This is a genomic window from Acinetobacter sp. (assembly GCF_036659555.1).
GTDB lineage: Bacteria > Pseudomonadota > Gammaproteobacteria > Pseudomonadales > Moraxellaceae > Acinetobacter.
Genome location: NZ_JAVXCI010000089.1, coordinates 1 through 13,710 on the forward strand (window position 1 = coordinate 1; position 13,710 = coordinate 13,710).

Annotated in this window: 15 protein-coding genes; 6 read left to right on the top strand and 9 right to left on the bottom strand. The window is 49.5% G+C overall.

Going from position 1 to position 13,710, the window contains the following annotated elements; all coding sequences use genetic code 11:
• The 5 genes from RSA72_RS14615 to RSA72_RS11710 form a co-directional block, all read right to left on the bottom strand.
• Nucleotides 1-66: hypothetical protein (locus tag RSA72_RS14615; RefSeq protein WP_443098350.1), on the bottom strand; the 66-nt coding region annotated here is incomplete at its 3' end.
• 443 nt (nucleotides 67-509) lie between these two features.
• Nucleotides 510-1,445, bottom strand: a complete 936-nt coding sequence (gene rarD, locus RSA72_RS11695) for an EamA family transporter RarD (RefSeq protein ID WP_332633215.1) — start codon at nucleotides 1,443-1,445, stop codon at nucleotides 510-512.
• 134 nt (nucleotides 1,446-1,579) lie between these two features.
• Nucleotides 1,580-2,167 carry a lipocalin family protein gene (locus tag RSA72_RS11700; RefSeq protein WP_332622885.1) on the bottom strand — a complete coding sequence of 196 codons (588 nt, stop codon included), beginning with the start codon at nucleotides 2,165-2,167 and terminating at the stop codon, nucleotides 1,580-1,582.
• A 138-nt stretch (nucleotides 2,168-2,305) separates the two neighbouring features.
• The gene (gene uvrB, locus RSA72_RS11705) at nucleotides 2,306-4,327 is read right to left on the bottom strand and encodes an excinuclease ABC subunit UvrB (protein ID WP_332622887.1); all 2,022 of its coding nucleotides are present in this window, start codon (nucleotides 4,325-4,327) and stop codon (nucleotides 2,306-2,308) included.
• Nucleotides 4,328-4,357: 30 nt separating this feature from the next.
• Nucleotides 4,358-4,507 carry a hypothetical protein gene (locus tag RSA72_RS11710; protein WP_332622888.1) on the bottom strand — a complete coding sequence of 50 codons (150 nt, stop codon included), beginning with the start codon at nucleotides 4,505-4,507 and terminating at the stop codon, nucleotides 4,358-4,360.
• A gap of 121 nt (nucleotides 4,508-4,628) precedes the next feature.
• Between RSA72_RS11710 and RSA72_RS11715 the strand changes: the two genes are divergently transcribed.
• Nucleotides 4,629-5,408 carry an A1S_2505 family phage non-structural protein gene (locus RSA72_RS11715; RefSeq protein ID WP_332622889.1) on the top strand — a complete coding sequence of 260 codons (780 nt, stop codon included), beginning with the start codon at nucleotides 4,629-4,631 and terminating at the stop codon, nucleotides 5,406-5,408.
• 118 nt (nucleotides 5,409-5,526) lie between these two features.
• Complete coding sequence (locus RSA72_RS11720; protein WP_332622890.1) at nucleotides 5,527-6,963, top strand: GGDEF domain-containing protein; 1,437 nt, start codon at nucleotides 5,527-5,529, stop codon at nucleotides 6,961-6,963.
• Between the two features lie 49 nt (nucleotides 6,964-7,012).
• Here RSA72_RS11720 and RSA72_RS11725 read toward each other — a convergent pair whose 3' ends face one another.
• Complete coding sequence (locus tag RSA72_RS11725) at nucleotides 7,013-7,192, bottom strand: hypothetical protein (RefSeq protein ID WP_332622891.1); 180 nt, start codon at nucleotides 7,190-7,192, stop codon at nucleotides 7,013-7,015.
• A gap of 744 nt (nucleotides 7,193-7,936) precedes the next feature.
• Here RSA72_RS11725 and RSA72_RS11730 point away from each other — a divergent pair.
• Together RSA72_RS11730 and RSA72_RS11735 are read left to right on the top strand one after the other, a co-directional pair.
• Nucleotides 7,937-9,151, top strand: coding sequence for an MFS transporter (locus RSA72_RS11730; protein WP_332622893.1), 1,215 nt, complete (start codon nucleotides 7,937-7,939; stop codon nucleotides 9,149-9,151).
• A complete protein-coding gene (locus RSA72_RS11735) occupies nucleotides 9,144-9,278 on the top strand; it encodes a hypothetical protein (RefSeq protein ID WP_265936568.1) in 135 nt (44 codons plus the stop codon). Before RSA72_RS11730 ends, RSA72_RS11735 begins: the two co-directional genes overlap by 8 nt.
• Nucleotides 9,279-9,404: 126 nt before the next feature.
• Here RSA72_RS11735 and RSA72_RS11740 read toward each other — a convergent pair whose 3' ends face one another.
• The 3 genes from RSA72_RS11740 to RSA72_RS11750 form a co-directional block, all read right to left on the bottom strand.
• The gene (locus RSA72_RS11740; protein ID WP_332622895.1) at nucleotides 9,405-9,845 is read right to left on the bottom strand and encodes an Sbal_3080 family lipoprotein; all 441 of its coding nucleotides are present in this window, start codon (nucleotides 9,843-9,845) and stop codon (nucleotides 9,405-9,407) included.
• Between the two features lie 66 nt (nucleotides 9,846-9,911).
• A complete protein-coding gene (locus tag RSA72_RS11745; RefSeq protein WP_332622900.1) occupies nucleotides 9,912-10,202 on the bottom strand; it encodes a putative quinol monooxygenase in 291 nt (96 codons plus the stop codon).
• 424 nt (nucleotides 10,203-10,626) lie between these two features.
• A complete protein-coding gene (locus tag RSA72_RS11750; protein ID WP_332622896.1) occupies nucleotides 10,627-11,811 on the bottom strand; it encodes a S1C family serine protease in 1,185 nt (394 codons plus the stop codon).
• Between the two features lie 170 nt (nucleotides 11,812-11,981).
• On the opposite strand from RSA72_RS11750, the gene RSA72_RS11755 reads away from it, so the two are divergent.
• Nucleotides 11,982-12,740, top strand: a complete 759-nt coding sequence (locus tag RSA72_RS11755) for a Nif3-like dinuclear metal center hexameric protein (RefSeq protein ID WP_332622897.1) — start codon at nucleotides 11,982-11,984, stop codon at nucleotides 12,738-12,740.
• A 158-nt stretch (nucleotides 12,741-12,898) separates the two neighbouring features.
• On the top strand, nucleotides 12,899-13,525 hold the full coding sequence (locus RSA72_RS11760) for a superoxide dismutase (protein ID WP_332622899.1): 627 nt from the start codon (nucleotides 12,899-12,901) through the stop codon (nucleotides 13,523-13,525).
• Nucleotides 13,526-13,710 lie beyond the last annotated feature (185 nt).

The following is a 13,710-nucleotide window of genomic DNA, read 5'->3' on the forward strand; positions in this document are numbered from 1 at the left end:
TTCTTCACGGTTTTTCCAGCGACCTTGGTGCTCTGCATGTAGGGCGATGATAGTCTCTTTGCTCACAGATACGTCCTCTAATTAGATAGTATGTCTAGGCATAAATTTCAAAACCCGACAATTGTAATGGAATTATCAGCAAGATAGAATCCAAAAGCCGATTCGATGCGCCTATTTTCCCCGATATTCACTATAATTTTATAAAATAGTTGTAATTATTTTTATGATTTTGCTTTTAAAAAGATTTTTACAGGCAGTTTGAACTATTTTTCCGCTTTTTTGTTTACTTGCTCCTTTATCAAACAAACGATGATAAACAACCGCAATCATCACCAAGTCAATTCAATTCAATTCAATTCAATTCACTGCATCACTTTTCCGCCTTGGGCGCTGCTGCAGGCTTCAGGCCAAAATTAATGGCCGGGAAACAGCGCAGCCTTCAATGCCGCTGCGCTCTCCGGCCGCCTGAATAAAACCGGCAATCCACAAGCGATTACCCAAAAACCGCCCTATTCAGATTCCAAGCGCTTCTGCACATTTTCAATGTTGCGGTTCAGCATATGCGCATTGCGCTTCTGCCTGATGAGATGCAGGCAGCCTTCAATCACCAGCAAAACCACTGCCAGCCAAATTGGAATATAAGTCAGCCATTCAGATGCCGCTACGCGCTCCCCCATCATGATTGAAGCGAAAGCCAGCAAAACCGGCTCCAGATAGCTCAGCAGGCCGAAAATCACAAAAGGCAGGTAGCGGCTGGCCAGTATGTAGCTGCCTAAGCCCAGCGCGCTTAAAAAGCCCAGGCCAATCACCGCCCAGATCAAATGGGTATAATCCAGCAGCAGCGCCATGCTGTCGCTGTGAACAAAGCCTAAATAGCAGGCCGCCGGCAGAATTAAGAATAAATCCCACCAGAAGCCGCCCAAGTGGTCGGTTTTCAGCACACGGCGCATGAAAAAATACAAGGGATAGGCCAACGCAACATACAGCGTTTCCCAGGCAATGCCGCCGATGCGCCATATTTCATGGCCAACACCCAGCACCGCCAATGCAACGGCCGCCTGCTGCCAGCGGGTCAGCTTTTCCTTATACAGCACGCAGCCAACCAGTACCATCACCAGGGGCAAGAGAAAATACCCAAGCGACACCTGCAGGCCGCGCCCGTTAATTGGACCCCATAAAAACAGCCAGAGCTGGGTGGTGCACAGCACCGAGCTGAAAATCAGCCACGGCAGCATCCACGGCTGCCGGAAAATCCGCTTAAAAATGTCCGCAACATGCTTTAAGTCGCCAGACTTCCACATAAACAGGGTTAAAAACGGCAGCGTTGCCAGCATGCGCCAGGCAAAAGTCTGCTCACTGTCCAGAGGCTTTAAAAACTGGGTATAAAAATACAGCACCCCAAAAGTGGCCGATGCCAATACTGACAAGGCAACGCCCTTATACATCTCTCACCTCTAAATTTACTGCGCAGATCTCCGCGCTGCAGCGCCTGAATTTTCAAGCGGGCTGCAGGCCGGCGTTTCCGCAAAGGAAAAACCATGCCTAAGCATGGTTTTGAATAATAAGCTGAAAATTGAACTTATTTTCCGCTCTGCTTGGTCCGTATAAGGTCTTTCAGGTCATAGCCGGCTGATTTTGCATAATCCAAATATTCATTAACTACCTGCGGGTCTGGATGCGGCGTGCGCGACAGCACCCATAAATATTTGCGGCGCGGCTCGCCCACCAGCACCGTCTGATAATCTTCATCAATTTTTAAAATCCAGTAATCGCCGCGCCCGGCTGGCAGCCAGCGCACGGCTTCCGGCAGAAAACTGACTTTCAGCTTGCTGTTAAACGGCGCATTTTGCACAAAAGCTTCCCCCACCGAATGCACCTGCTTGCCGCCGGCCATAATACAGCGGTTATCCACCTGCAGATTGCCGTTTTCATTCAAGGTATAGGTTGCCGTGACATCACGCTCGCATTTGTTCTGGAAAGGCATCGGCTTGCGCGCGACTTCATACCAAACCCCTAAATATTTATCCAATTCAATTTTTTCGGCCACCTGCAGCGGCTTGGCCTGCGCATAAGCCATCGCCACCATGCCCAAGCCAACCAAAATCGCGCCGCCCACGGCAATTTTCGCCAATTTCATCCCCGCATTCGGGAGGTTTTTCGCAGCCATAATTCTAATACCCTCAGCGTCTTGTTTTCACGTTTCAATCAGAAGCGATAATTTAAGATAGCGCGTAAAAAACCTCCTGACTGTCTAGGTTATGTAATGATTTTCAATAAGTTTTAAAGACAGCTCCCGCAGCAGGGCTTACTGCAGCATATGCGCTTTCAAGCGTAAAATTTCATCGCGCAGGCGGGCAGCCTGTTCAAACTGCAGCTCTTTTGACGCTTTCAGCATTTCCTTTTCAAGCTTGGACAAATGCTTGGCAAACAGTTTCGGATCAGACATTAAATGGCGCTCATCTGCGCTGAGGGCTTGCGCCTGACCAGCAATTTCCGCGTCAATTGGATCTTCATACAGCGCTTCGCCATCATCCAAGTCTTTCACCACCTGACGCACTGCGCTGCGCGGCACAATGCCGTGCTCCTCATTGAACGCAATCTGCTTGGCGCGGCGCCGGTCAGTTTCATCAATGGCTTTCTGCATGGAATCGGTCATGCGGTCTGCATATAGAATCGCTTTGCCATTCAGGTTGCGCGCGGCCCGGCCAATGGTTTGAATCAGCGAGCGCTCGGAACGCAGGAAGCCTTCCTTGTCTGCGTCCAGAATCGCCACCAAGGATACTTCCGGCATATCCAGCCCTTCACGCAGCAGGTTGATGCCGATCAAGGCATCATGAACGCCGGAACGCAGCTCATGAATGATTTTAGTGCGCTCGACGGTATCAATATCCGAATGCAGGTAGGCGACTTTCACCCCGTATTCCTTTAAATACGCGGTTAAATCTTCCGCCATGCGCTTGGTTAAGGTGGTCACCAGCACGCGCTCATTCAGCGCCTTGCGGTTATTGATTTCTGACAGCACGTCATCCACCTGAGTCAGCACCGGGCGGATTTCAATTTCCGGATCAATCAGGCCCGTCGGGCGCACCACCTGCTCTACAATCTGTTCTGATTTTTCCAGCTCATACCTCGCCGGCGTCGCGCTGACATAAATTGTGGCAGGAACAATGCGCTCCCATTCTTCAAACTTCATCGGGCGGTTGTCCAGCGCGCTGGGCAGGCGGAAGCCGTAATTCACCAGATTTTCCTTGCGCGAGCGGTCGCCTTTATACATGGCGCCAATCTGCGGCACAGTCACATGCGACTCATCAATAATCAGCAGCGCGTCATCCGGCACATAGTCAAACAGCGTCGGCGGCGCCTCGCCGGCGGGCCGGCCAGACAAATGCCGCGAATAGTTTTCAATGCCGTTGGTATAGCCCAGCTGCTGCATCATTTCCAGATCATAGCGCGTGCGCTGCTCAATGCGCTGCGCTTCCAGCAGCTTATCATTAGCGCGGAAAAAGCCCAAACGCTCTGTCAGCTCTTCACGGATGGTGCCAATGGCGCGGGTCAGATTGTCTTTGGGCGTCACATAATGGCTTTTCGGATAAATGGTGACGCGCGGCACTTTGCGGATCATTTTGCCGGTCAGCGGGTCAAACCAGCGGATCGAATCCACCTCATCATCAAACAGTTCGATGCGGATGGCATGCTGATCTGATTCAGCCGGAAAAATATCCAGGATTTCACCGCGGATGCGGTAGGTGCCGCGCAGGAACTCCAGCTCATTGCGGCTGTACTGCATTTCCACCAGGCGGCGGATGATATCGTCACGGTTCAGCCGGTCGCCCTGCACCACATGCAGCAGCATGCTCATATAGGCGTTGGGGTCACCCAGGCCATAAATGGCCGACACCGACGCAACAATAATCGCATCGCGACGCTCCAGCAGCGCGCGGGTGGCGGAAAGTCGCATCTGGTCAATGTGGTCATTAATCGAAGAATCTTTTTCAATAAACGTGTCCGAAGACGGCACATAGGCTTCGGGCTGATAATAATCATAATAGCTGACGAAGTATTCCACCGCATTGTTGGGGAAAAATGCCTTGAATTCGCCATACAGCTGCGCTGCCAGCGTTTTATTATGCGCCATGACAATGGCCGGGCGCTGCGTCTGCGCAATCACATTAGCCATGGTATAGGTTTTGCCTGAGCCGGTCACCCCCAGCAGCAGCTGGTCGCGCAAGCCTTTTTCCACGCCCTGCACTAGTTTTTCGATGGCCTGCGGCTGGTCGCCGGCAGGCGCAAAATTGGTGACTAATTCAAATGGCTGGCTATCACTCATAATATTCGGCTAATCCGCTGCTGATTCATCTCAACTGTATGAGGGCAAATTTGACTGATGCAATGCTGAAACTGAATTGTTTTTCAATTCCGCCAAACCGGCCGGCGGCAGGCTGACCCGGTACAGCAGTACATCTCCAGCTTTTACCGCATCAAGCGCGCTGGCTAACTTCAAATCCACCGCTCTCCCTCAAGGCCTTGCAATAAATTCTTTTAAATAAGCAAAATAACTGTGTTCATGACTTGACCAAGCGCCTAAGCAATTGCACCATGATATAAAACCTCAGCTGAAGTGAATTATAATGACTTACCATTATCATGACGAAAGCATCGTTAAAAGCTTGCCTGAAGATACGGTCTTTGTTTTTGGCAGCAACATGGCGGGCACGCATGCCGGCGGCGCCGCAAAGACCGCGCATCAGCACTTTGGCGCGGTCAAAGGCGTAGGCCGCGGCTGGGCCGGGCAAAGCTTCGCCATTCCGACTATGAATGAGCACCTGCAGCAAATGCCGCTGTCGCAAATTCAGCATTATGTTGACGACTTTAAAATTTATACCAAGCACCATCCGAAAACCAAATATTTCCTGACCTCTGTCGGCTGCGGCGTGGCGGGCTACAAAGTTGAAGAAATTGCCCCGATGTTTAAAGGCATTTCACATAATGTGATTTTTCCTGCCTCATTCCGCCCTTTTGTTGAAAAAGCCCTGCCGAAGCTGACGCAGCGCTTCCTGCAGGCGGTATTTACCGATCAGGTGATTTTTGCCGCGCAGGCGGATGAAGTGATTGATGCGCTGGATTTATCTGAAAATGAAAAAAGCGCGGCTAAAATTATTTTAAACACGCAGATCTACCCGACCGACAGCAATGGCCGCGACCGCATCTTTGAAATTGAAGATATTTTATACGCCCTGAAAGATAAAGGCTTTGCATGGCAAAACGACGCTGAGGGCGCAAAGCTGTTTGGCAGCGTGATTCTGGCCCTGCTTGAGCTGTACGGCATTAACGAGATGGATTTTGCCGATGTCTGGCTCGGCAAGCGCGAGATTGCCCCGCCAAAGTCCGCCAGCCGCGCGCGCAAATAGCCTCCTGAAAAGCCAGCCAGTATTGATTGGCTTTTTTGTTTCCCCGGCTGCCGCAGCAGCCCGCGGTATGAATATTATCTTTCGCTTTGCTGAAGCGATACTGGAATAGAGGCCTGCTATGACCCTGAATGACAATCCGATTTTTCATATGTCCCCCATTCCCCTATGGCTTGAGGACTTCAGCGCCGTTAAGCAGCAGCTGGACTGCTGGCGCCAGCAAGGCATACAGGATTTGCGCCAGTACCTGCTGGACAATCAAGCCAAAGTGCTGGAATGCGCCAGAAAAATTAAAATCATTCAGGTCAACAGCCGGACGCTGGAACTCTATGAAGCCAGCCATTTCGAGCATTTATGTGAAAATTTAGGCCAGATTTTCCAGCAAGACATGCTGCTGACGCATATTGATGAACTGGCGCAGCTGTGGGAAGGCAAGACGCATTTCATCAACACCGCGGTCAATTACACGATTGCCGGCAAGCGCCTGGATATTCAGCTGCGCTGCACCATTTTGCCGGAATATGAGCATGACTGGTCGCAAGTCCTGATCAGCACGGAAAACATCACCCCTTATCAGAATGCCCGGCGCTTAGCGGAGAAAAACCGCCAGCTGGCGGAAGCGCGCTTCAACTTTTCCCCAACTTCGCTTTGGGTTGAAGATTTCAGCAGCATTAAGACTAAGCTGGATCAGCTGCGCGCCATCGGCATTGAAGATTTCAGCACATTTCTGGATGTGCATCCGGACTTCATTCAGCAGTGCATCAAAGACATCGTCATTACCGATGTCAATCAGGCGACTTTGAATTTATTCGGCGCGCCGGACAAAGACACCCTGCTGAAAAACACCCATAAGATTTTCAGCAATGAAATGACCCAGACTTTCAGACACCAGCTGATCGACCTGTGGCAAGGAAAAATTCATCATCAGCATGAAGCGGTGAACTACGCGCTGGACGGCAGCATCCGCCATGTGCTGCTGCAGTTTGCCGTTTTCCCCGGCTATGAAGATACATGGAGCACGGTGCAGGTTGCGCTGGTGGACATTACTGCGCGGAAAAAAGCGGAAAATTATCTGGAATACTTAGGCAAGCATGATGTTTTAACCAAGCTGTTTAACCGCACATTCTATACCGAAGAGGTGAACCGGCTGGAACGCAATCTGCAGCGCCCGGTTTCCTGCATTTTTATTGACCTGAACGGCCTGAAGGAAATTAATGACCATTTTGGCCATGATGCCGGGGATGAGCAGCTGAGGCGCATGGGGAACGTGCTTACGCAGCTGATTCAGAATACACAATACACTGCATCCAGAATCGGCGGCGATGAATTTGTGGTGCTGCTGCCGAATGCGGATGAGGCTTCACTGCAAAGCAGCCTGCGGAGCCTGCATGAACTCATGCTGATCGATAATCAGTATCACTCCATCCACCCCATCAGCCTGTCGGTTGGCCATGCCAGTTCCAGACCCAATGAACGCATTGAAGACACTTTAAGGCGCGCTGACAAGCATATGTATATGCAAAAGAAACAGTATTATGCAAGGCTGAATCCGCAATAGCGGGCGCAGCTGGACATAAAAAAACCTGCATATTCTGCAGGTCTTTTTATCAGCGCTTGCCCATGGAGCGGCGCGTGCCGCGCGGCGGCATCCAAGTGCGGTCAGCATAGTTTTCAGGTTTCGGACGCACCTGATTATGCACAGAATCTTGCTGCGCCTGATCAGCGCCGGCCACAGGAAACGGCAGTTTCACCGCAACTTTTTTCTTGGGAGGATTTTGGGTGCTCATGTGATTCACTCAATCAATACTGCGCCTATTGTACAAAAAAATCAGTGAGGATGTGAAATGCTTTCAGCGCTTTTCTGTTTCCGCCGCTGAGCCGCCTGCAATCAGGCAAGGCAAAGCATGGCCATCCAGCGCCTGAATATAGTTAATTACTTAAATAGCTGCCGTACCCAAAACCTAGTGAAATCATATTTTATGGGAAATTATGCATGGTACAGGTTTCAAAACTCAGCTATATGATGGCTAAGCTTTCTTAAACGACTCCGCGAAAATCCATTCAGCTTTGAGTTTCCTAGGCCATTGAGTAAAATAAACTTTGGATACGCGAGTGCGGCAGGGACGCCGCACGTTGCCCATCCTTGCGCTGCATTTTAAAGCAGTGCTTAAAACTGGCTCTAGATGCCGTGTATGGGCAACAAAAGACTTTTGCTGCTTTGGGTCTTGCTAAAGTAGGATCTGCCTGCGCAAAGGCATTTAAACTTCTAAAGGAAAAATGAGGCAATGCAAGCGCTAGAATCAACCACCTAAATAGTTAATACGCCAAAAACCCACTGAGAGCATATTTTATAGGAAATTATTCGTAATATAGACTTTAGTTACGCAAATCAGCGAATTAGCCTGCTTAAAAGCCGCCTTTTTCCGCCACATGCACACATAACAAAATTTTATCGCATGGTGAAATTTATTTAATCGCTTCCACAGAATGAATAGAATAACATAGGCTTACCGCACAGCGCATGGAAGCTTATGACCGACAGCCGTTTTTCCCGACCTCTTATTTACATGCTGATTGGCAGCGCCATTATTTTGGCTTTGTCACTGGGCATCCGCCATGCATTTGGCCTGTATCTGGTGCCCATGAGCCATGAATTTGGCTGGGGGCATAATGTCTTCAGCCTTGCCATTGCCATGCAGAATTTAATCTGGGGCGCCGTGCAGCCCATTACCGGCGCATTTGCCGATAAATACGGCAGCAAAGTGGTGGTTGCAGTTGGCGGGGCTTTATACAGCATTGGCCTGCTGCTGATGGCGGTCAGCTCCACCAGCGCGCTGCTGAACTTCAGTGCCGGCTTAATTCTGGGGCTTGCGCTTTCCGCAACATCTTTTCCAGTGCTGCTTTCCGCCGTAGGCCGCGCCGCGCATCCAGACAAGCGCAGCATGGCGATGGGGATTGCCAGCGCAGCCGGGTCTTTTGGCCAGTTTATTATGCTGCCCTCTACCCTGCTTTTACTGCAAAGCATTGGCTGGTCGGCAGCCCTTGCGGTCAGCGCAGTTTTAGCGGCTTTAATTGTGCCTTTGGCCTGGATGCTGAAAGCGCCGATGTATGTTGCGCCCAGCGCAAATTCAGCACAGAATAAGCCCAGCCTAAGCTTTAAAGATGTTTTAGTCATTGCGAAAAACCATAGACCGTTCTGGTTCTTGGCGCTGGGCTTTTTTGTCTGCGGCTTTCAGGTGGTGTTCATCGGCATTCACCTGCCCGGCTATTTAATTGATCACGGCTATAGCGCAGCCACCGGCACTATTTTCCTTGCCCTTGTCGGCCTGTTTAATATTGTCGGCACTTACAGCGCCGGCTGGCTGGGCGGGAAATTCTCCAAGCCGCATTTACTGATGTGGCTGTACGGGCTGCGCGGCTTAACCATTATCGGATTTTTGACGCTGCCTTTAAGCCTATGGACAATTTACGCATTCGGCGTCATTATGGGTTTATTATGGCTGTCAACTGTGCCTTTAACCAATGGCATTGTCGCCAATATGTTTGGCGTTAAATACCTGACCACGCTCAGCGGCATTGTATTTTTCACCCATCAGATCGGCTCGTTCTTCGGCGGCTGGCTGGGCGGCCTGAACCATGACATGACCGGCAACTATAATATGATTTGGGCCGGTTCTATTGTACTGAGCGTATTTGGCGTGCTGGTGCACCTGTTTGTAACTGAGGAGCATGTAGTTCATGACTGATTCAATGCTTGGATTAAAGCTGGCAATCGCTGGCGCTTTAATTGCCTTATTCGCGCTGGCAATCGCTTTATGGCTGCAAACGCCGCAGCTGTTTGAGTACTTCAATCAGGCCTTTTGCGCGCATTAAGCGCCCATGCCTGAATATCCCCCTTGCAGAATGGCCATTCCTGCAAGGCAGAACAACGGAAATTCCAGCAGGTATTTGCTGCATTTCCGCCAAGCGCCTTCCATGTCAGCCCCTAAAAGGCAGCGCTTATTTGCTGTTCCCCCCAACAAGCTCATCTACCAGCTCATCAATTTTCACATCGGTGCTGCGCCATTTATTCAATGCCAGTCCGCCTTTCCCTTTCAGCCGGAATTCCGCCTCAGAAACTGTTCGGCCGTCTTTCGTTAATGTAAATTTTGCATAGCTCAGATAGGTCACAATATCCCATGTGCGCAAAGCGGTATATTGCATGACCGTTTCGCACAGCGCCGGCTTGGAGTTTTCCGGATAAATCCGCGCGCTGATATTGTATCTGGCAAAGCTGCGCACAATAGACTCTTCAAAGCCATTCACCGTAACTTTCGGATTCCTAATAACGCATATTTGCCTAACCGTTTGCGGCTGGAAACCCTCAGCACTCTTCACTTGAATTGATGTGCATCCTGCAAGCCCAAGACCCAACGCTCCAGCTAAAAATATTTTTTTCATGATATCTCCCAAAACTGCGGGAATAAGATACTAATTTTCAATCAGAAATGAAATAAAGAATGCAACTTAAAATTCTAAGCTGCGCATATGCGTGAAGCGCCCTTGCCTGGTTTGATACTGATCAATCTGGGGCACCAAGCGCTGAAAATGCTCAGACGCAACATGCGCATCCAAAGCTGTGCGGCCCGTCCACTCTTCAATGAAGATGAAATGGCCTTTCATCTTGATGTCCTGATGCAGCTCATATGAAATGCACCCCGGCTCAGCCCGGGTCTTTTCTACCAGCTCTTTGTATAAGGGAAGCACAAGGTCAATTTTATCTTCCTGTATAAAGTCTTCCGCAATCAGTTTCAGCATATTCAGCGCCAGATCATCCATCAGTTTTCATCATAGTAAAGAATCGCCTCAGCACTGTCCCGCATTTTTACCCGCATTACAACAGCGCGGTTTTTAAAATAGCGTTTAAATCTCTATTGCAAACAGCTCTATAGGTTTTTTAACGCAAAAACGGCAGATGATTTATGCGCGCTTACGCTTTAGAGTATGCGCTGCCTCATTTTCCCATCGCTTTTAACTTTGGCTGCTTTTACCGCGCAGCCTGTGGCGGCTGCAGGCTGAATCCAATAAACATTAAAACTGTAAAAAATTCATGCACCTCAAAGCTCACGATAGCCCAGCTCGGTTAATTCTGCAGGCAAATGGCGGATAAGCGCTTTGGCAGGGACAAGACAGCTGCGCATAAAAAATCCCCCGCATGGAGGGATTCTTTACTCAGCAGCAATCAGCGCGGCAATGGAATATATTGCGACTCCGCATTCTGCTCCTGCGCTTTTCTTTCGGTAATGGTGACCGCCAGCGTCATCGGCTGCTTATTGCGCTCTATCGACACCTCAACCGTGCTGTTCGGCGCCTGCAAAGCCACATAATTGATTAAATGCGATGCTGAAGTAATCACTTCATTATTCACTTTCAGAATTTTATCACCGCGCTTCAAGCCTGCTTTGGCGGCCGGGCCATTCGGCTGCACATGCGCCACAATAACGCCCTGTTCTTTCGGCGCAAAGACATTCTCCTGCTCAATGGGCAGCAGGCTGATGCCTAAGTAGCCGCGCACAACACGGCCATCTTTCAAAATCGCATTCAGCACTTGCTGGCAGATTTTTGCAGGAATGGCAAAACCGATGCCCAATGAGCCGCCGGATTGCGAGAAAATTGCTGTATTCACGCCAATCAGGTTGCCCGCAACATCAATCAGCGCGCCGCCGGAATTGCCCGGGTTAATGGCTGCATCGGTTTGAATAAAGTCTTCATAGGTGTTGATGCCCAAGTCTGAACGCTCAGTTGCAGAAATAATGCCCTGCGTTACGGTTTGGCCTACGCCAAACGGGTTGCCAATCGCCAGCACAACATCGCCGACTTCATTGCCGCTGAGCTTGAATGGCAGCACAGGAAGCTGATCCATTTCAATTTTAATCACCGCAAGGTCGGTATCCGGGTCGGTGCCGACCACTCTGGCTTCGGCCCGGCGCCCGTCATTCAATGCCACAATAATCTGATCTGCCTGAGCAATCACATGATTATTCGTCAGAATATAGCCGTCCGGGCGGACAATCACCCCTGAACCCAAACTGTTTTCATTCGGATCCTGCTTGAGCTGATCCGGCAGCTGATTGCCGAAAAACTCACGGAATGCCGGATCATTCAGCAAAGGATGATCCAGCTGCTTGACTTTTTGCGTGGTAAAGATATTCACCACTGCCGGCGCTGCCACTTTAACCGCTGCGCTGTACGATACGACACCGCCTGCACGGGAAGTATCAATCAGCGGCTCGACTTTTTCTGCGGGCAATTTCACCCCGTCTGGAGAAACAGGCGCTTTGGGCTTCTGCAGCTGCTGCCAGCCCAAAAAGCCAATAATGACAACTATCAGCAACACCCAAGGTAACCACGTAAACGTCCGGCGCACGGCTGTATCCTCTAAAATTTTTTATTTGTTGATGGCTCAATCATTTAAGCCGTATTGTAATGCAAATTTTCAGCCTTCCTTTAAAAAAAACGCAGAATTTTGTGCTGCTTTAGTTACAATTAAATGCATGTTTAAATAGTAAAATTTGATTTTGAATTGGCGGAATGCAGATGGCTCAGTTAAACGACATTATTCAGTGGTGCGATCAGGCTTTAAAAGCGCACGAATTTAAAGACTATGCGCCCAATGGCCTGCAGATTGAAGGCAAATCCGAAGTCCGCAAAATTGTATGCGCCGTCACCGCATCGCAGGATGCCATTGAGGCTGCCGTGGCGCAAGGCGCCGACCTGCTACTGGTGCATCACGGCTATTTTTGGAAAGGCGAGGCCTATCCCATTACCGGCATGCGTGGAAAACGCATTAAAACCTTAATTCAGCACGATATTTCTTTGGCCGCCTATCACCTGCCCTTAGACAGCCACCCTGTGCTGGGCAACAATGCCGCCATTGCTGATCTGCTGGAACTGGAAAATATTGAAGCTTTGGACCCAAGCGAGCGCAATCCGGTTGGCAATATCGGCTATTTAAAGCAGCCGATGGCGCCAAAAGCATTTCAAGCCTTTGCATCAGCGCGCCTGGGCTTTAATGCAATTCACCTGCCGGCAGCTCCGGCATTCATTCAGAAAGTGGGCTTCTGCACGGGCGGCGCGCAGGACTACATTTCAAAGGCGGCGGAACAGCATTGCGATGCCTACATTTCAGGCGAAGTCAGTGAGCGCACTTTCTATGAAGCGAAAGAGCTGAATGTGCATTACTATGCCTGCGGCCACCATGCGACCGAGCGCCATGGCGTTCAGCGCTTGGCAAAAGCTATTTCAGAACAGTTCAATATTGAGTATAGTTATTTCGAATTAAACAATCCGATTTAATTTAGTTGAAGCCTGATTTTGGCATTTTTCTTTATCGGGATAAATTCAGGCCTTATTCTGTATTCTTATTTATAAGCAATGCGCAATTTCGGCCAAGAATCTATTACAATAAAGCCGCTTAATGTCAAAACCCAGCAAAATGCAAGGAATTGAAACACATGACAACGATTACTTTACCTGCCCTACCTTACGGCTACGAAGATCTTGCTCCGCACATCAGCAAAGAAACTTTAGAATATCATCACGATAAGCACCACAATACTTATGTTGTTAACTTAAACAACCTGATTGCCGGCACTGAGCTTGAAGGCAAAACCTTAGAAGAAATCATCAAGGCTGTTGCCGGCGATGCAGCTAAAGCGGGTGTTTTCAACAATGCTGCGCAAGTTTGGAACCATACGTTCTACTGGAACTGCATGGCGAAAAATGGCGGCGGCAAAGCGACTGGCGCTTTGGCAGCTAAAATTGATGAAGCTTTCGGCTCTTATGAAAAATTCGCTGAAGAGTTTGCTGCTGCTGCAACAACTCAATTCGGTTCAGGCTGGGCTTGGCTAGTTGCTGACGAAGTAAACGGCAATCTGTCTATCCTTAAAACATCTAATGCTGACACCCCGCTTGCACACGGCAAAGTTGCCGTGCTGACGATTGACGTTTGGGAACACGCTTACTACATCGATTTCCGCAATGCGCGCCCTGCATACATCAAGACTTTCCTGGAAAGCCTGGTGAACTGGGACTATGCAAATGCTAAATATGCCGGTCAGGCTGCTGGCGTTGAAAAATAAGAAATAACCTATTTCTTATTTTTATGCATAAAAAATCACCCATTGCGGGTGATTTTTTTATTTCACGCCCATAAGTGAATATTTATAAAGCAAACAATTCATTTCCCTACAGTATTTAGTTGACGGCTGCGGCTTTCATCCCTAAAATGCGCATCAGATTCTCCAATAGCTCAGTCGGTAGAGCG